The organism is Alcanivorax hongdengensis A-11-3 (assembly GCF_000300995.1).
Classification (GTDB): Bacteria; Pseudomonadota; Gammaproteobacteria; order Pseudomonadales; family Alcanivoracaceae; genus Alcanivorax; species Alcanivorax hongdengensis.
The window spans coordinates 1-16662 of sequence record NZ_AMRJ01000018.1 but is presented as its reverse complement, the minus strand read 5'-3'; the positions used below and the strand labels follow the sequence as shown (position 1 = coordinate 16662).

Sequence of the window (16662 nt, the reverse complement as noted above, 5' to 3'; positions counted from 1 at the left end):
TGCCATTGTGGCCCAGGGTCGACGCCGTGTATTGACGATCCGTGCCGTATTTTTGACAATCTATGCCATCAGGACAAAAGGCTGAGAGAGGCGATCATGGCGACCACCATGCGGGTGACCGGGGCCTGGGTGCAGCTGCTCAGTGACTGGCTGGACCAGGAAAACCTGCCGGCCCCGGAATTGCGGACCCTGCTCGACAGCCGCGGCCCGGCGGATATCGTGCCGCTGGATCTGTGGCGCGAATGGCTGCACCGGGCGGTGGCGTTGCGCCCGCGCCAGCGGGTGCCGGGCCTGGCCATCGGGGCGCTGGTGCAGCCGCGCCATGTGGGCGTGCTGGGCTACCTGACGCTGACCTGCCAGACCCTGGGCGAGGCCATGCAGGCCTACCAGCGCTACGAAAGCCTGTTCTACGGGCGGGACATGGTGGAAGTGCTGGGCGAGGGTGACACCATGCTGATGCGCTGGCCGGCCTCGGTGGCCATCGGTGAGCTGGCTGACAGCGTGTCCATTGCTGCCATGATTACCTTCATCCGCCGGCTGGTGGATGACCCGCCGACGCCCTCCCGGGTCAGCTTCGTGTTTCCGGCCCCGGCGCCGGCGGCGCGCCAGGCCTATGAGGCGTTTTTTGGCTGCCCGGTGGAATTCGGCGCCGCTCACACCTGTGTGCGCTTCCCGCTCTGGTTTCTCGGTATCAGCCTGCCGCACAGCGACCCGAGCCTGCGCACCCTGCTGGATCGTCAGGCTGCGGCCCTGTTGCAGGCGTTGCCGGATTCCGACGGCTTCGACCGGGCCCTGCAGCAGACCATGGTGCGGCTACTGCCGGAAGGGGATATCAGTGTGGTGCGGGTGGCAGCCCAGCTGCATGTGTCGGTGCGCACGCTGCAACGGCGACTGGAGCGACGGCAGCTGACCTGGCAGGGGCTGCTCGATCGTACCCGCAGCCAGCTGGCCGACCATTACCTGGCGGACCCTTCCCTGACCCTGGCCGACATTGCCCTGCTGCTGGGCTACTCCGAACACAGTGCCTTTACCCGGGCCTACCGCAAATGGACCGGGCAAACGCCTGTGCAGCGGCGGCGTCAGCGTCGCTAGTCCGTTATACTCTGCGCTGCTGCACCCATTGCCGAAGAGAGTCCCATGCCCCTGTTACGTGCCAGTCTGATTGTTCTTTGCGCCCTGTTTCTGAGTGCCTGCCAGCGCACCCCGCTGCCGGATAACAAGCTCATCTATGCCGGCTACTGGACGGCGGACAACATGGTGCTGCTGATCACCCCCGCCGGGCAGGTGGAGTTCAAGCACCTGATCGGTGATGTGAACAAGACCATCGGCGGCCCCCTGAAGGAATTCGACGGTGACGATATCGTGGTCGGTTTTGCCTTCTTCACCAGCACCCTGCATGTCAGTGACGTGCCGCATCTGGATGGCGATCACTGGACCATGACCGTGGACGGCGTGACGCTCACCCGGGAGATTCCCGAAGGCGCGGTGAAAGCCACGCGTACCCTAAAGCCGGCGGAGCCGGCGCAGGAGTAACCGTCGGCCGGCGATCAACGGCAAAGCTGACCGTAATGGTAGGTCAGGTGGTCATCGATAAAGCTGGCGATAAAGAAATAGGAATGGTCATAGCCGGGCTGCATGCGCAGGGTCAGGGCCACGCCGGTATCCTCACAGGCGGCCTGCAGATCTTCCGGGCGTAGCTGGCCGTCGGTGTAGAAGTTGTCCGCGTCGCCCTGGTCCACCATCAGTGGCAGGGCGCTGCCCTGACGGCGGATCAGTTCACTGGCATCCCAGTCTTTCCAGCTTTCCCGGTCGTCGCCCAGGTAGCCACTGAAGGCCTTCTCGCCCCAGGGGCAGGCCACCGGGTGCGTGATCGGCGCAAAGGCCGACACCGAGGTGTAACGGTGCGGATTTTTCAGGGCACAGATCAGCGCCCCGTGGCCGCCCATGGAGTGGCCGCTGATGGCCTGGCGCCCGTTGAGCGGGAAGTGCTCGTTGACCAGCGCCGGCAGTTCCTCGGTGACGTAGTCGTACATGCGGTAATGCTGGCTCCAGGGAGCCTGGGTGGCATTCACATAGAAGCCGGCGCCGGAGCCGAAGTCATAGCTGTCATGCTCACCGGGCAGATCGGTGCCGCGCGGACTGGTGTCCGGGCATACCAGCGCCAGGCCCAGTTCCGCGGCGCGGCGTTGGGCGCCGGCCTTCTGCATGAAGTTTTCATCGGTACAGGTCAGGCCGGACAGCCACCATAGCAGCGGCACATCCTTTTGCTCCGCCGCCGGTGGCAGGTAGATGGCGAAGATCATCTCGCAGTTCAGCACCTTGCTGTGGTGCTTGTAGCGCTTCAGCCAGCCACCAAAGGATTTGGTGGCGGAAACCAGTTCTATGTCGGACATGAAAAACCTTCTGCAAAGCCGTTGTGGGAGCGCCGCTCGAGGCGCGAACTTGATTTTGGCGTCGGACGTCCGACGTCAGACGCTAAATCAGAACAAAATCACCGAGCGAATGCTCTTGCCTTCGTGCAGCAGATCAAAGGCGGTATTGATCTCTTCCAGGCCCATGGTGTGGGTGACAAATTCGTCGATCTTGATCTCACCGTTCATGTAGCGATCCACATAGCCGGGCAGTTCGGTGCGCCCTTTCACGCCGCCGAAGGCGGAACCCTTCCAGACCCGACCGGTGACCAGCTGGAACGGGCGGGTGGAGATTTCCTCGCCGGCGCCGGCCACGCCGATGATGATGGATTCGCCCCAGCCCTTGTGACAGCACTCCAGTGCCGAGCGCATCACGTTGACGTTGCCGATGCACTCGAAGGAATAGTCCACACCGCCGTCGGTGAGCTCGACGATCACATCCTGGATCGGGTCACTGTATTTTGTCGGGTTGATGAAGTCCGTGGCGCCGAACTGGCGAGCCATGGTTTCCTTGTCGTCGTTGATATCAATGGCAATGATGCGCTCGGCTTTGGCCATCACCGCACCCTGGATCACCGACAGGCCGATGCCCCCCAGGCCAAATACCGCCACCGTGGAACCGGGCTCCACCTTTGCGGTATTCATCACTGCACCGATGCCGGTGGTCACGCCACAGCCAAGCAGGCAGATCTTGTCCATGGGCGCCTCCTTGCTGACCTTGGCCAGGGAGATTTCCGGCACCACGGTGTACTCGGAGAAGGTGCTGGTGCCCATGTAGTGATGAATCATCTTGCCGTTCAGGGAAAAGCGGCTGGTGCTGTCCGGCATCAGGCCCTTGCCCTGGGTGGCGCGCACCGCCTGGCACAGGTTGGTCTTGCCGCTGAGGCAGAACTTGCACTGGCGGCACTCGGCGGTATAGAGCGGAATCACATGATCACCGGGTTTCAGGCTGGTCACGCCTTCGCCCACTTCCTGCACGATGCCGGCGCCCTCATGGCCGAAGATGGACGGGAACAGCCCTTCCGGGTCCTTGCCGGACAGGGTATAGGCATCGGTGTGACAGACGCCGGTGGCGACAATCTGCACCAGCACCTCACCGGCCTTGGGGCCGGCCACATCCACTTCTTCAATAACCAGGGGCTTGCCTGCTTCCCAGGCGACGGCGGCACGTGACTTCATGATGACTCCTGCAATAGGGGATTGGGGTTGGAAAGGTCCGCGGTCCGGCGGAGATCGGCTGGCGCCGATTTCCGCCCTGCGGGCCATCCCGGCATAACCATGGGGATTCACTATACGCAGACACGAATAGGGCGATAAGGCACAATATGGCAATAGATTGTTGCTACTGAGCAATAATGTGCCCTCTGTGGTGAACGCGCCTGATAAAGGTAAAAGGAACATGCAGCACTGGGACCGGATCGAAGCCTTTGTGGAAGTGGTGCGCCGCGGCTCCTTTGCCGATGCGGCCCGGCACCTGGGTGTATCCAGCTCCCATGTCAGCCGGCTGGTGGCACGGCTGGAAACCCAGCTGGGCACTCAGCTGTTGTACCGCACCACCCGGCGACTGACGCTCACCGATGCCGGTACCGTCTACTTCGAGCATTGCGGGCAGCTGTTTGACGGCTTCCAGGAAGCCCTCACCGCCATCAGTGACTACCAGCAACAGCCCAGCGGCGTGCTGCGCCTGACCTGTGCCACCACCTTCGGCGAGCGCTTTATCGCGCCTTTGGTGAACGACTTTCTCACCGATCACCCGCAACTGTCGGTGCAGATGGATTTCACCAACCGGCGGGTGGATATTGTCGATGAAGGCTTTGATGTGGCGATCCGCACCGGCGCCCTGCCGGACTCTTCACTGATCGCCCGCAAGCTGTGCCCGCGGCGCGAATACGTGGTGGGCTCGGCGGATTACTTCCAGCGCCATGCCCGCCCGCATACCCTGGGTGAGCTGAACCGGCACAACTGCCTGCAGGGTTCCGCCGAGCAGTGGACCTTTGACGTTGACAACCAGCACCGCCACTGGCGGGTGCAGGGCAACTGGCGCGCCAATTCCGGTGTGGCCCTGCTGGATGCCGCCCGCAAGGGCCTGGGGCTGGTACAGCTGCCGGATTATTACGTGGAAGACGATCTGGACAGTGGCCGTCTGGTTTCGGTGCTGGACCAGTACGCCTGCACCCACACCGCCGTGTGGGTGGTCTACCCGCGCCACCGGCATCTGTCGCCCAAGGTGCGCCAGTTCGTGGATTTTCTGGTCGACAGAATTTCCCGTTAGCGGGCAACACCGATTGCGGGTGCTGGCTGGCAAGCTCGCCCCTGCACAACACATGCGCTTTGATTCAAGGAGAAAACATGGTCACGGGAAGCTGTCTTTGTGGTGGTATCGCCTTCGAGATCGACGGCGAGCTGGCACCCATTCAGGTGTGCCATTGCCAGCAGTGTCGCAAGGCCCAGGGCACCGCGCTGGTGACCAATATCCCGGTGAGTACGGATCACTTGCGCTGGCTGCGCGGGGAATCTCTGCTCAAGGGCTTTGCTTCCTCGCCGGGCAAGCAGCGTGTTTTCTGTCAGGAGTGTGGCTCGCCGGTGCTCAGCCGCAAGGACAGCCTGCCGGGGGTGGTGCGCATTCGTGCCGGCTTGCTCAATGAGCCGCTGACGGTGCGGCCGGCCTTTCATGCCTATGTGGAGGATGCCTGCAACTGGTGGGCGATTGAGGATGATCTGCCCCGGTTTGCACAGGGCGCCAAGTAGGCAGAGAAGATGGCCCCGGCGAAAACCGGGGCCGGGTGGCTTATTCGCCCTTGACCAGCGTGCAGGACTGGCTGAACAGGCCCAGCACGGTGTTGCTGCGGTAGTCCACGTTGGCCACCTTGGTGATGCCACCCTGTTCCTTGGCGGCGGTGATGGAGGCGTCGCCGCCGGCCACCAGGCCGAGGATGTTGGTGGCGCAGGCCTTGCCGGTCTTGCTGGCTGCGGCATTGTCGGAGGCGGTGACCGGGCCGGACACATCGGTGAAGAACAGGCCGTTGCCCACCGGGCTGACGGCGGTGGCGCAGCCGCCCAGAGCGGCCAGCAGGGTCCCTGTCGCAAGCAATTTAATCATTTTCATATCAGACAACCTTGTTTGATTTTAGGAATGGCCTCCGTCCGGGAGGCGGGCGCATTGTAAAATAGTTGTCACAAGGTTGGCAGGGCTCAAACGAGGGGGTACCGGAGGGTCCCCCCTGTTTGTGGGGCGGGGGTCAGGCCAGTGCGGCCTTCAGGGCTTCGATCTCATGGGCATCGCCGTTGCGCGCGGCGAACGCCTGCCAGCTGTCGGCGGCGTTACTCTTGAGCACGTCGGCGACCCGTGCCACTTCGCTGTCCGGCAGGTGACCGAACAGGCCCAGCAGGTTGCTGTCATGGGCGTGGTTGAGGGCCGCGTCCAGACTTTGCGGCTGGCGCTCGGTGAGCACATCCAGGGCCGGTGCCAGGTGGGCCTGGTCCAGCAGCGGCAGCAGGGTCAGCAGCTCGTCCCAGCTGTTTTCCGCCGCCACCGTGGTGATCAGGCTTTCCATGATGGCCGGCTCGCGCAGCTTCTCCAGGTTGACCACGTTCTGTTGGTGTTTGCTGTCCATGGCGTTGACCGCCTGCAGCAGGTTGGTCCACAGGCGCTGTTCGCTGGCCACCTCGATAATGTGACTCAGTGCGGTGTCGCCCTGCTCGGCCACCAGATTGCCCATGCGCCCGCGCAGTTCGGTATTGAGATAGCCGTTGAGCGACAGCACCGCCGGCCACAGTTCGTGGTCGGTGGCCGCCTTGAGGGTGGCGCGCTGCTGGCTTTCGCTGAGCAGGCCCATCAGTGCGTCCAGCTTGCTCTTGTCTTCCAGGTAGAGGGCAATCTTCACCATCGCCTCGCCGTCCTCGATGCTGGCGGACACCTGCTTGAGGGCGGAAGGCTGGATCACGCCGACAAAGCGCGCCAGGGTGATGTGTTCATTCATGGCCAGCAGGGTGCGGGCCACGGTGGCAACGATCTTGTCGGGCATGGCGGCCAGCAGGCTGCGTGAGTGCTTCGGCTCCAGGTGGATGCAGAGCTTGGCCATGAAATCTTCCGGCAGCTTGTCGGCCAGTTTGATGGCACGCTCCGGTGGCAGTTCCGAGGCGATACCGGCGGCCAGTACCGAGCCCAGCACGGTGGTGGCCAGTTTGGCGCTGGCACCGGTGGGCACCAGTTTGCTGATGCCGGCCAGGCGCTGGTAGCTGTCCTGGTGCTGTTCGTAAAAGAAGCCGGAAACGCTGGCGCGGAAGGCGGCCATGGCGCTGATGTCCTGGCCGTCAAGAAAATCCAGGCTGCCTTCTTCAGCTTCCAGCAAGCGGCTGAGTTTGAGCAGTTCGGCTTGAGTTTCGATATGCATGATGGGCTCCTAACCGAACAGCATTTTCTTCACCGGGCGGCGGAAGGGCCCGGGTACCACGTTCAGCGCATTGTTCATGGCTTTTTCCACGCGACGGTCCTTGGTCTGCATGGCAGCCAGTACCGCATCGGCCAGTTTGCTGGCCTGCTCGGCGGGCAAGGACTCGATAAAGGCCAGAGCGTCGGCTGGCAGGCCCTTGTTTTTCAGGGATTGGATTGAATCAGACATACTTCCTCCGATTTGGGTGGCACTACTATGCCAGCAAATCGCTGATCTGCCTGTTGCCGAAAAGACCAAAAAGGCGGGCGCAGAGGAAAGCGGCCAGGGCTGGCCGCAGTTAACCCGTGAATTCTTGCTGTTCAGTGATCATGCCGATGCTGATGGCGCCGGGGCCGATGTTGACGCCGCCGGTGAGTCCCATGTTGCTGATCAGCAGCTCCACGTCGTGCTTTTCGGCGGTGGCCTTGAGTTTGTCGAAGCCGGGCATCTGGTAGACCGCATCCGCATCGCCGGCATAGCTGACGCAGACAATGGGTGACAGCAGCCCCTGGCCGATGCAGAAGCAGGCATGCTCGAACATGCGCTCCACCGCCAGATCAAAGCCGCGCACCTTGGCCACCGGGAAGGTCTGATCCTGGCGGGCGCAGAGGATCGGTTTGATATCCAGGGCCGAGCCCATCAGGGCCCCCATGAAGCCGACGCTCTTGTCGCCTTTCTTGCGGGCACGCTTGTGGACGTAGTAGAGGTCAGGCACCACCGCATAGCCGGTGGTCTTGGGTGTCAGGTCCGCCACCCGCTGGCGGATGTCACCCACGCGCATGCCGCTCTTGATCAGGCGGATGGTCTCCGCCGCCAGCACGCCCTGGCCGGCGAACAGGGTCTGGCTGTCGCTGACGCGCACGGCGAAGGGGCCTTCGATACCGGCTTTCTGTCGCAGGGGTTTGTATTCACTGAGAATGGCGTGGGCCGCCTCCAGCGCATTGTCGAAAATCGGACTGCGGCTCTTGGGTACCGTCTGCACCAGGGCGTAATCGAAATCCAGCACCACCTTGTCCAGGAACAGGGACTTTATCTGTTCCACGGTCAGCGGTGCCGATTCCGCGTCGTGGCTCTTGTCCAGGCTGTGGCGCTGGTAGAACTCCTGAATCCGCTGGGGATCCCGGGTGTCCACGAAGATTTCCTTGCCGATGCGGATGGATACCGGCATCACCAGAATATTGTTCTCGTCGATGAAGGATTTGGGCAGATCGCAACCCGAGTCCACAACCAGACCGATTCTCATTGTTATGCCGTTCTCGTTGGAATTGAGACTTCAGTCTAAGTTAGCAGGCGCCGGGGGTGGCGCCTTTTTGCGTATGCATATGTATTAAGATTGTTATGGAATGGCCGGATTGCGTGCTTTCTAGCGGATATGGCTGCCCACGCTGACGATTTTCAGGGCGTTGGTGCCACCGTGGGCGCGCACATAATCGCCCTTGGTGATCAGCACATGGTCACCGTTTTCCACCACGCCGGCATCCTTGAGGATATCCACCGCCCGCTGGTTGACGCTGTCATTGGGCAGTGCCTGGCTGTCAAAGGCCACCGTCTGGACGCCCCGCAGGATGGCCACCCGCCGCTGGGTGCGCGGGTGCGGCGTGAAGGCGAAGATCGGCAGCCCCGAGCGCACCCGTGACATCAGCCGCGGCGTGTTGCCGCTTTCGGTCATGGCGATGATGGCCTTGACCCCGGGCATGTGATTGGCGGCAAACATGGCGGCCAGGGCGATGGTTTCGTCGATGCGTGCCACCGGTTGCTCCAGGCGGGTGTCCGAGCGGCGCTCCTGATAGGTGCGCTCGGCGCCACGGATGATGCGGTCCATGGCCGTGACGGTGGCCACCGGGTAGTCGCCCACGGCGGTTTCCGCCGACAGCATCACCGCATCGGTGCCGTCCAGTACCGCGTTGGCCACATCGGACACCTCCGCCCGGGTGGGCTGGGGGCTGTGAATCATCGATTCCATCATCTGCGTGGCGGTGATCACGAAACGCTGCAGCGCCCGGGCCCGGCGGATGATGTGTTTCTGTACGCCGACCAGTTCCGCATCGCCGATTTCCACCGCCAGGTCGCCGCGCGCCACCATGACCCCGTCGGAGGCCTGGATGATGCCGTCCAGGGTGGCGTCGTCGGCCACCGCCTCGGCCCGCTCGATCTTGGCCACCACGCCGCCTTCGCCGCCGGCCTCCCGGTAATGGCGGCGGGCATCTTCCACATCGGCGGCGTCGCGGGGGAAGGACAGGGCGAGAAAATCCACGTCCATTTCGGCGGCGGTGACGATGTCTTGCAAATCCTTGTCGGTGAGGGCCTTGGCGCTGAGGCCGCCGCCCTTGCGGTTGATGCCCTTGTTGTTGGAGAGTGTGCCGCCGGTCAGCACGGTGCACTGCACCTGGTGCTCACTAACCGCGGTGACGCGCAATTCGATCAGGCCGTCATCCAGCAGCAGCACGTCACCGGTCTGGCAATCGCGGGTCAGCTGCGGGTAACTGATACCCACGCCGTGCTGGTCACCGCTGTTTTCGTCGCGCTGGATATCCAGGGTAAAGGGCTCGCCCTCCCTCAGGGTTACCGGGCCATCGGCAAAGCGGGCAATACGGATCTTGGGGCCCTGCAGGTCGGCCAGGATGGCCACATGGCGCTGACGGTTTTCCGCCGCCTCGCGGATACGGCGCGCTACGGCCTTGTGGTCGTCGGCACTGCCATGGGAAAAATTGAGCCGGAACACATTAACGCCGGCTTCGATCAGGGCATCCAGCATGTCGGCGGGGGCGGATGCCGGGCCAACGGTGGCAACAATCTTGGTGCGTCGGAACATTCGCAAACTTTCCTGTCAGTGTTTGCTGCAGGATAGCACGCGAGATCGCTGCCGGGATGACAGCGCCCGTCAATGCGGGCGCCGAGATTGCCGAGAACGGTTAATGCAGCATGGCCATGGAGCAGCTCTGCGCCTCGCTCAGACGCAGGAAGTCGCCCATGCCCATCTTGATCACTTCCGTGTGGGTGCCGGCATTGAAGGCCAGCCAGTCATGCTTGATCAGGGTGTCATCCACATAGACCTTCATGCCGTACAGGTTGCCAAAGGGCGGCTCGCCGCCCAGCTCGCAGAGCGGAAAGCGATCGGCAAACTGCTCTTCGGTGGCCAGCGTCACGGTCTGCGCTTGCAGGGATTGAGCCATGCGCTCCGGGTCCAGGTAGATATGCGCCGGCAACACCGCCATGACCATTTCCCCGTCCACATTGACGATCACGGCCTTGGCCATGTACTCGCCGGGGATATGACTGGCCTGGGCCACCTCGGCGGCGGTCATCGCCGGTGGGTGGTTGTAGCAGTGGTAATACACATCGTTATTGTCGAGAAAATCCGCCAGGGCGCGGGCAGGCATGATACACCTCCTCGGGACCGGAGCCGGGTGGGGCGCCGTAACCCGTTATCGAAGTCTTGTTTAAAAGAGTAGTGGAGAGGTTCGCCGATCGAGAAATACCAAGAGTGCATAAAGGAAATAATTTAATTTTATATGCACGAGAGTACAGATAACTGTTGTGAGCTAAGGGTTTGGCGAGGCGAACGCCGGAAGATGACACCATATTTTGTAGGAGATTTGCCATAGCGGACTTGGTTGTGAAATGTGTCACATCTGGTTGCTGGTCCTGGCAGGGTGTAGGTGTCTATGATCCGCGGCTTTTACGATAAGCAAAAGGAAAATGACATGCTTAGATTTTTTGGGGCCCTTCTTTTTTCTCTGGTTCTTGCTGCATGCGGTGGTGGGGGCGGTGGTTCCTCCAGCAATAACGATTCCGGTAACGATGGTGCGAAAAAAAGTGCCACCAAGTATCTTCCTGAAGGCGCCAGCAAACCCACCAGCGAGCAGGCTGGATGGATCTCAGGCGTGTATGATGCGGAAACCGGCAGTGATAATGATGAGATTTATTATTACATCGATGAAGAAGGCGTTGTTCACACCTACGATTACATGAATGACGGCGTTGATTCTTCCGGTAACTGTTATGCCGTAGCAGCAAATGGAAAAGCCAACTATCAGCTGGAAGGAAAGCAGCTGTACTGGGTGGAAAGCAAGCAGGAGTTTGCGGTCAATCTGGTTGATGATGTGAAGACGGTTGTCACCCTCGGTGTTGATGGCAACCATGATATTGACAAGCTGGTTCTGGCGGGATCGTTTTCCGGTAGCACCGGGCTGTTCATGAAGCTTTCCAGCATTAACGGCAAAGAGGTCAATATCAATCTTGCCCTGCGGGCGGCGCCGGTATCCTCTCCGACCATTACTGACATCAAGAGCGCTCTTTGTGAGTAACGATGCCAGGATGAATCTTTAAAAAAGAGGGCCATTAGGCCCTCTTTTTTTTGTCTGGATATCTCTCTCACAGGCCCAGATTATCCAGAATGCGCAGATTGGGGCCGGCCTGGTTCATGGTGTAGAAGTGCAGGCCGGGAGCGCCCATGGCCAGCAGACGTTCACACAGGCGGGTGACCACTTCCTCGCCGTAGGCTTTCACCGCGGCCTCGTCATCCTTGATGTCGTTGAGCTTGCTGCGTAGCCAGCGCGGCACGTCGGCGCCGCAGTTGTCGGAAAAGCGCAGCAGGTTGGCGACGTTGAGAATCGGCATGATGCCCGGATAGACCGGCGCCTGGCAGCCGATTTTCTGCAGCGCATCCAGGTAGTAGCCGTAGGCATCAGCATTGTAGAAGTACTGGGTCAGGCCACTGTTGGCACCAGCATCCACCTTGCGCTTGAAGTGGGCAATGTCGTCTTCGAAGCTGCGTGCCTGGGGGTGCATTTCCGGGTAGGCGGCCACTTCCAGGGTGAAGTGATCGCCGGTTTCCTCGCGGATCAGCGCGACCAGTTCATCAGCGTACTTGAGTTCGCTCTGGGCATAGCCCATGCCGGAGGGCAGGTCGCCGCGCAGGGCGACGATACGGGTAACGCCGGCGGCTTTGTAGCCATTGACCAGTTCCATGATTTCTTCACGGCTCTGGCCGATGCAGCTCAGGTGCGGTGCGGTGTCGGCGTGCTGTTCGCGCAGCTTGCCGACCATGTCACGGGTGTTGTCACGGGTGGAGCCGCCGGCACCAAAGGTGCAGGAAAAGAATTCCGGTTTTTTCACCAGCAACTTCTGCTGGGTGGCCAGCAGTTTTTCTTTCCCCTGGTCGGTCTTGGGGGGGAAGAATTCAAAACTGATTCGTTTCATGGGAATGCCTCGCGTTGCGAGGCGTCGGACGACGGACGTCTGACGCCTGACGCTGGCCCGCGGAGCGAGCCAAGTGACTTCTTTGTTACGACGCTGTGCCGGAGGTCTGCTGCTTTTGGCATCCGACTTCCGACGTCAGACGTACGACTTAATACTTGTAATGCTCGGGCTTGTAGGGGCCGTCCACCTTGACGCCGATGTAGTCGGCCTGTTCCTGGGTGAGTTTGGTGATCACGCCACCGAAGCCCTGCACCATATAGCGGGCCACTTCTTCGTCCAGGTGCTTGGGCAGCACTTCCACCTTGAGCATTTTTTCCTTCACGGTGTCGGAGTGCTTGGCGAAACCCTGATCAAACAGGTACATCTGCGCCAGCACCTGGTTGGCGAAGGAGCCGTCCATGATGCGGCTGGGGTGGCCGGTGGCGTTGCCCAGGTTGACCAGGCGGCCTTCGGAGAGCAGCAACAGGAAGTCACCGGCGGCCTTGTCACGCCACACCTTGTGTACCTGCGGCTTCACTTCTTCCCATTCCCAGGTCTTGCGCATGAAGGCGGTGTCCACTTCGTTGTCGAAGTGACCGATGTTGCAGACCACGGCGCCTTTCTTGATGGCCTTGAGCATGTTGGCATCACAGACATTGAAGTTGCCGGTGGTGGTCACCAGCAGGTCGGTGTTGCCCAGCAGCTCGGTATTGATGGATGCGGCGGTGCCGTCGTTGATGCCATCCTTGTACTGGCTGACCACTTCAAAGCCGTCCATGCAGGCCTGCATGGCGCAGATCGGGTCGGCTTCGGTGACCTTCACGATCATGCCTTCCTGACGCAGGGACTGGGCGGAGCCCTTGCCCACGTCGCCGTAACCGATCACCAGTGCTTTCTTGCCGGACAGCAGGTGGTCGGTGCCGCGTTTGATGGCGTCGTTGAGCGAGTGACGGCAGCCATATTTGTTATCGTTCTTGCTCTTGGTGACGGAGTCGTTCACGTTCACCGCCGGCACTTTCAGGGTGCCTTTCTTGAGCATTTCGTAGAGACGGTGCACGCCGGTGGTGGTCTCTTCGGTGATGCCGTGGATGTTGTCCAGCATCTGCGGGTAGGTCTCATGGATGTAGCCGGTCAGGTCGCCGCCGTCATCCAGGATCATGTTGGCATCCCACAGCTCGCCATTACCGTCGCGGCAGGTCTGCTCGATACACCACATGTACTCGTCTTCGGTTTCGCCCTTCCAGGCAAAGACCGGTGTGCCGGCGGCGGCGATGGCGGCGGCCGCATGGTCCTGGGTGGAGAAAATATTGCACGAGGACCAGCGCACTTCAGCACCCAGGGCCTGCAGGGTCTCGATCAGCACGGCGGTCTGGATGGTCATGTGGATGCAGCCGATAATGCGGGCGCCTTTCAGCGGCTGCTCGGCACGGTACTTCTCGCGGATGGCGATCAGTGCCGGCATTTCCGTTTCAGCGATATCGATTTCAGAGCGGCCGTAGGCGGCCAGGGAAATATCCGCGACTTTATAGTCGGTGAAAGTATCCGCTTTCGCGTTCATGGTTTTCTCCGTTGGGGGTCGGACGTCGGAGGTCGGACGTCTGACGCTAAAAGCTTTTATGCACTTTTCAGTGCCTGGATCAGGTTGTTGAGCATGGCGTAAATGTGATCAACATCCTGGCTGAGTTTCTCAAGTTCCTCGTGAAAGGCGAGTCGGCTTGAGAGAAAGAGTTGAGTTTCCAACTCCTGAAGTGAGCCTCTGGCCATGTGCAGGAAGCGAACAAAATCTTTGTCGGTTCCTCGACCTGATCCTTCAGCAATATTTGATGCGATACTCACAGAGGCTCTGCGCATCTGCTGACTCAACCCGTAGCGTTCTTCATCAGGAAAGTTCCGGGTGATCAGGTAAACCTTTTCAGCCAATTCCATGGCGTCCTGCCATACATTGAGGCGCTGATATTTTCGAGACACGTCAGGACCTCCCTGTCCCAAGCGTCCGACGTCAGACTGCTGACGTCCGACAGATTTTTTTACAGTGCCTTGGCCAGCTCGGCAGCCTTGTCGGTTTTCTCCCAGCTGAAGCCTTCGCGGCCGAAGTGGCCGTAGCTGGCGGTGGGCCGGTAGATCGGCTTGCGCAGGTCCAGCATTTCGATGATGCCGCGCGGGCGCAGGTCAAAGTGTTCGCGCACCAGCGTCACGATGGCCTCGTCGCTGATCTTGCCGGTGCCAAAGGTGTTGATGGAGATGGAGGTGGGCTCGGCCACGCCGATGGCGTAGCTCACCTGGATCTCGCACTTGCTGGCCAGGCCGGCGGCGACAATGTTCTTGGCCACATAGCGACCGGCGTAGGCCGCGGAGCGGTCCACCTTGGACGGGTCCTTGCCGGAGAAGGCGCCACCACCGTGGCGAGCCATGCCGCCGTAGGTGTCGACGATGATCTTGCGCCCGGTCAGGCCGCAGTCACCCATAGGGCCGCCGATCACGAAGATGCCGGTGGGGTTCACGTGATAGAGGGTGTCCTTGTGCAGCCATTCTTCCGGCAGCACCGGCTTGATGATTTCTTCCATCACCGCTTCGCGCAGGTCCGCCAGCTGGATGTCCGGGGCGTGCTGGGTGGAAAGTACCACCGCATCCACCGCCACCGGTTTGCCATTGTCGTAGCGCAGGGTCACCTGGCTCTTGGCGTCCGGGCGCAGCCAGGGCAGGGTGCCGTTCTTGCGCAGCTCGGCCTGACGCTCCACCAGGCGGTGGGAGTAGTACACCGGTGCCGGCATCAGGGTGTCGGTTTCGTTGGTGGCAAAACCGAACATCAGGCCCTGGTCACCGGCGCCCATTTCCTTGTTCTCGGCTTCGTCCACGCCAATGGCAATGTCGGCGGACTGCTTGCCGATACCGTTGAGCACCGCACAGCTGGCACCGTCGAAGCCCTTGTCGGAGCTGTCGTAGCCGATATCGAGAATCACCTGGCGAACGATGTCTTCCAGTTCCACATAGGTGCTGGTGCGCACTTCGCCGGCGACGATGGCCATGCCGGTTTTCACCAGGGTTTCCACCGCCACGCGGGCGTGGGGATCATCCTTGATGATCGCATCCAGAACGGCGTCCGAGATCTGGTCAGCCATTTTGTCCGGATGACCTTCGGACACGGACTCGGAAGTAAAGATGGAATATTCACTCATTTCTGGAGTGCTCCCTTAAGTGGGGTTGAAACAATTACGGCACGCGGCGGAAGCTGCGTACCTGCACCTGAAAACCATTGCGCAGGGCCAGAAACTGGCTTTCCTGCAGTTCAAGACCGGCACGGCCGGCCCAATCCACCAGATCGGCTTCATCGAAGCCGAGCCAGACATCACCACAGGCCTCATGGGCCCAGTGCTGATCGTGTCGACACAGGTCGGTGATCAGCAGGGTGCCACCCTCGTTCAGCTGCCGCGCCGCGGCGCGCAGGGCGCTGGCGGGGGACGGCAGATGATGCAGCACCATGTTCAGCACCACGGCATCCACCGTAGGCAGGGTGCTGGCGCTGGCCGGCCACTCACCCAGTATCAGTTGCACATTTGACTGTTTGGCGACCGCCTGCTGGGCGCGTTCCAGCATGGCGTCGGCGTTATCCAGGCCGATCACGGTAGCAAAGTGGCCCGCCAGTTCTTTCAGGAAGCGGCCATCGCCGGGGCCGATTTCCAGTGCCGCCTTGCCGTCCGGGCAGGCCCGCAGCAGCAGCTCGCAAGCCTGTTCCGCGTACTGGTCGTAATCGGCGATCAGCTCCGGCTGCTCATCCAGCTGCTCGGCGTGGCGATCGAAAAACGCCCGGCTCTGTGCGGCCCGCTGCTGCTGCACCTGGGCCAGCCGCTCGGCCACTTCGCCATCCAGGTCGCCTTCGTCCAGTTCATCCAGCAGCGCACCGTGCATGGCGCCTTCCACGCTGTCGGCTTGGGGCAGGCGACGGCGGTAGAAGATGGAATTGCCTTCCCGGCGCTTCTCCACCAGCCCGCCCTGGGCCAGCACCTTGAGGTGGTGGCTCATGCCGGATTGCTTGATGGCCATGATGTCGCACAGCTCCAGCACCCCGAAGCTACTCTGGCCCAGCACCTGCAACACTTGCAGACGCAACGGATCGCCGGCGGCCTTGAGAAAGCCCGCCAGGTGATCGGTGATCTCCGCTGGAGCCGGTGCCTGTGCATTCATGGGGGTGGATTCTAGCGCAATCGAAAACTAAATCAAAATAAATTGATATAGGTGGCCGGCGCTTGCGCGCTGGCCGCTCTGCGGTCGGGAAAAGGGTTCGATGCCTCAAGGGGGAGGGTTACAGCCTGGGCAGTGGTGCTTGTCGAGAATGAGGGTGCCGCAGGTTTTGCATAGTTGCTCGGATAGCTGGACAGCCAAGGTAATAATGCCCTGCTGAAAGTCATCACTCTGGTGACAATAAAAACGCAATGAGCCAAGCTTTTCTTTGATCTGTAAAGCCACAATCTGTGGTCCGTCGCCATGGTCGGTATGGAATTGAAGGCAGCGGCAAAGAGAGTCAATTAGCGGAAACCAGCCATCGCCACAGCTAGGGGTGGAGAGTTGCCATTGCGCAAAGATCTTTTTATGGCGTGAGAGTAGTTGGGCTTGTAGTTCGGGCCTCATGATGAATCGCC

Annotated in this window: 19 protein-coding genes; 5 read left to right on the top strand and 14 right to left on the bottom strand. The window is 61.1% G+C overall.

Going from position 1 to position 16662, the window contains the following annotated elements; all coding sequences use genetic code 11:
• Positions 1–96: 96 nt before the first annotated feature.
• The gene (locus A11A3_RS11495) at positions 97–1092 is read left to right on the top strand and encodes a helix-turn-helix domain-containing protein (protein ID WP_008929472.1); all 996 of its coding nucleotides are present in this window, start codon (positions 97–99) and stop codon (positions 1090–1092) included.
• Positions 1093–1137: 45 nt separating this feature from the next.
• On the top strand, positions 1138–1533 hold the full coding sequence (locus A11A3_RS11490) for a hypothetical protein (protein ID WP_008929471.1): 396 nt from the start codon (positions 1138–1140) through the stop codon (positions 1531–1533).
• A 14-nt stretch (positions 1534–1547) separates the two neighbouring features.
• Here A11A3_RS11490 and fghA read toward each other — a convergent pair whose 3' ends face one another.
• Complete coding sequence (gene fghA, locus A11A3_RS11485; RefSeq protein WP_008929470.1) at positions 1548–2393, bottom strand: S-formylglutathione hydrolase; 846 nt, start codon at positions 2391–2393, stop codon at positions 1548–1550.
• Between the two features lie 87 nt (positions 2394–2480).
• Positions 2481–3590 carry an S-(hydroxymethyl)glutathione dehydrogenase/class III alcohol dehydrogenase gene (locus A11A3_RS11480; protein ID WP_008929469.1) on the bottom strand — a complete coding sequence of 370 codons (1110 nt, stop codon included), beginning with the start codon at positions 3588–3590 and terminating at the stop codon, positions 2481–2483.
• 220 nt (positions 3591–3810) lie between these two features.
• Here A11A3_RS11480 and A11A3_RS11475 point away from each other — a divergent pair, with 220 nt between their 5' ends.
• Positions 3811–4683: a LysR family transcriptional regulator gene (locus A11A3_RS11475; protein WP_008929468.1), complete on the top strand. Its 873-nt coding sequence runs from the start codon at positions 3811–3813 to the stop codon at positions 4681–4683.
• A 77-nt stretch (positions 4684–4760) separates the two neighbouring features.
• Entirely contained in the window at positions 4761–5159 is a 399-nt protein-coding gene (locus tag A11A3_RS11470) for a GFA family protein (RefSeq protein WP_008929467.1), read from the top strand.
• Between the two features lie 40 nt (positions 5160–5199).
• Here A11A3_RS11470 and A11A3_RS11465 read toward each other — a convergent pair whose 3' ends face one another.
• The 6 genes from A11A3_RS11465 to A11A3_RS11440 all read right to left on the bottom strand — a co-directional run bounded on the left by A11A3_RS11465 (position 5200) and on the right by A11A3_RS11440 (position 10224).
• Positions 5200–5517 (bottom strand): TRL-like family protein, encoded by a 318-nt coding sequence (locus A11A3_RS11465; protein ID WP_008929466.1) that lies wholly within the window; start codon positions 5515–5517, stop codon positions 5200–5202.
• Between the two features lie 133 nt (positions 5518–5650).
• Positions 5651–6805 (bottom strand): hypothetical protein, encoded by a 1155-nt coding sequence (locus tag A11A3_RS11460; RefSeq protein WP_008929465.1) that lies wholly within the window; start codon positions 6803–6805, stop codon positions 5651–5653.
• Between the two features lie 9 nt (positions 6806–6814).
• The gene (locus A11A3_RS11455; RefSeq protein ID WP_008929464.1) at positions 6815–7033 is read right to left on the bottom strand and encodes a hypothetical protein; all 219 of its coding nucleotides are present in this window, start codon (positions 7031–7033) and stop codon (positions 6815–6817) included.
• Positions 7034–7142: 109 nt separating this feature from the next.
• Positions 7143–8087, bottom strand: coding sequence for a DegV family protein (locus A11A3_RS11450; RefSeq protein WP_008929463.1), 945 nt, complete (start codon positions 8085–8087; stop codon positions 7143–7145).
• 120 nt (positions 8088–8207) lie between these two features.
• Positions 8208–9656, bottom strand: coding sequence for a pyruvate kinase (gene pyk, locus A11A3_RS11445; protein ID WP_008929462.1), 1449 nt, complete (start codon positions 9654–9656; stop codon positions 8208–8210).
• Positions 9657–9756: 100 nt separating this feature from the next.
• On the bottom strand, positions 9757–10224 hold the full coding sequence (locus A11A3_RS11440; RefSeq protein WP_008929461.1) for an aminoacyl-tRNA deacylase: 468 nt from the start codon (positions 10222–10224) through the stop codon (positions 9757–9759).
• A 324-nt stretch (positions 10225–10548) separates the two neighbouring features.
• Here A11A3_RS11440 and A11A3_RS11435 point away from each other — a divergent pair, with 324 nt between their 5' ends.
• Positions 10549–11151: a hypothetical protein gene (locus tag A11A3_RS11435; protein ID WP_157375630.1), complete on the top strand. Its 603-nt coding sequence runs from the start codon at positions 10549–10551 to the stop codon at positions 11149–11151.
• A 67-nt stretch (positions 11152–11218) separates the two neighbouring features.
• Here the strand turns inward: A11A3_RS11435 and metF are convergent, their stop codons facing one another.
• From metF to A11A3_RS18070, 6 genes are all read right to left on the bottom strand, one after another.
• The gene (gene metF / locus A11A3_RS11430) at positions 11219–12046 is read right to left on the bottom strand and encodes a methylenetetrahydrofolate reductase [NAD(P)H] (protein ID WP_008929459.1); all 828 of its coding nucleotides are present in this window, start codon (positions 12044–12046) and stop codon (positions 11219–11221) included.
• A 148-nt stretch (positions 12047–12194) separates the two neighbouring features.
• Positions 12195–13583 carry an adenosylhomocysteinase gene (gene ahcY / locus A11A3_RS11425; RefSeq protein WP_008929458.1) on the bottom strand — a complete coding sequence of 463 codons (1389 nt, stop codon included), beginning with the start codon at positions 13581–13583 and terminating at the stop codon, positions 12195–12197.
• Between the two features lie 56 nt (positions 13584–13639).
• Positions 13640–13993, bottom strand: a complete 354-nt coding sequence (locus A11A3_RS11420) for a four helix bundle protein (RefSeq protein WP_008929457.1) — start codon at positions 13991–13993, stop codon at positions 13640–13642.
• Between the two features lie 59 nt (positions 13994–14052).
• Positions 14053–15201 carry a methionine adenosyltransferase gene (metK, locus tag A11A3_RS11415; RefSeq protein ID WP_008929456.1) on the bottom strand — a complete coding sequence of 383 codons (1149 nt, stop codon included), beginning with the start codon at positions 15199–15201 and terminating at the stop codon, positions 14053–14055.
• Positions 15202–15235: 34 nt separating this feature from the next.
• On the bottom strand, positions 15236–16207 hold the full coding sequence (locus A11A3_RS11410) for a metalloregulator ArsR/SmtB family transcription factor (protein WP_008929455.1): 972 nt from the start codon (positions 16205–16207) through the stop codon (positions 15236–15238).
• Positions 16208–16312: 105 nt separating this feature from the next.
• On the bottom strand, positions 16313–16662 hold a 350-nt coding region (locus A11A3_RS18070), incomplete at its 5' end, for a hypothetical protein (RefSeq protein WP_008929454.1).

Excerpts from the sequence above, each read along its gene's own strand:
- A11A3_RS11495 (WP_008929472.1), top strand. The coding sequence starts at position 97 with ATGGCGACCACCATGCGGGTGACCGGGGCCTGGGTGCAGCTGCTCAGT.
- A11A3_RS11490 (WP_008929471.1), top strand. The coding sequence starts at position 1,138 with ATGCCCCTGTTACGTGCCAGTCTGATTGTTCTTTGCGCCCTGTTTCTG.
- fghA (WP_008929470.1), bottom strand. The coding sequence starts at position 2,393 with ATGTCCGACATAGAACTGGTTTCCGCCACCAAATCCTTTGGTGGCTGG.
- A11A3_RS11480 (WP_008929469.1), bottom strand. The coding sequence starts at position 3,590 with ATGAAGTCACGTGCCGCCGTCGCCTGGGAAGCAGGCAAGCCCCTGGTT.
- A11A3_RS11475 (WP_008929468.1), top strand. The coding sequence starts at position 3,811 with ATGCAGCACTGGGACCGGATCGAAGCCTTTGTGGAAGTGGTGCGCCGC.
- A11A3_RS11470 (WP_008929467.1), top strand. The coding sequence starts at position 4,761 with ATGGTCACGGGAAGCTGTCTTTGTGGTGGTATCGCCTTCGAGATCGAC.
- A11A3_RS11465 (WP_008929466.1), bottom strand. The coding sequence starts at position 5,517 with ATGAAAATGATTAAATTGCTTGCGACAGGGACCCTGCTGGCCGCTCTG.
- A11A3_RS11460 (WP_008929465.1), bottom strand. The coding sequence starts at position 6,805 with ATGCATATCGAAACTCAAGCCGAACTGCTCAAACTCAGCCGCTTGCTG.
- A11A3_RS11455 (WP_008929464.1), bottom strand. The coding sequence starts at position 7,033 with ATGTCTGATTCAATCCAATCCCTGAAAAACAAGGGCCTGCCAGCCGAC.
- A11A3_RS11450 (WP_008929463.1), bottom strand. The coding sequence starts at position 8,087 with ATGAGAATCGGTCTGGTTGTGGACTCGGGTTGCGATCTGCCCAAATCC.
- pyk (WP_008929462.1), bottom strand. The coding sequence starts at position 9,656 with ATGTTCCGACGCACCAAGATTGTTGCCACCGTTGGCCCGGCATCCGCC.
- A11A3_RS11440 (WP_008929461.1), bottom strand. The coding sequence starts at position 10,224 with ATGCCTGCCCGCGCCCTGGCGGATTTTCTCGACAATAACGATGTGTAT.
- A11A3_RS11435 (WP_157375630.1), top strand. The coding sequence starts at position 10,549 with ATGCTTAGATTTTTTGGGGCCCTTCTTTTTTCTCTGGTTCTTGCTGCA.
- metF (WP_008929459.1), bottom strand. The coding sequence starts at position 12,046 with ATGAAACGAATCAGTTTTGAATTCTTCCCCCCCAAGACCGACCAGGGG.
- ahcY (WP_008929458.1), bottom strand. The coding sequence starts at position 13,583 with ATGAACGCGAAAGCGGATACTTTCACCGACTATAAAGTCGCGGATATT.
- metK (WP_008929456.1), bottom strand. The coding sequence starts at position 15,201 with ATGAGTGAATATTCCATCTTTACTTCCGAGTCCGTGTCCGAAGGTCAT.
- A11A3_RS11410 (WP_008929455.1), bottom strand. The coding sequence starts at position 16,207 with ATGAATGCACAGGCACCGGCTCCAGCGGAGATCACCGATCACCTGGCG.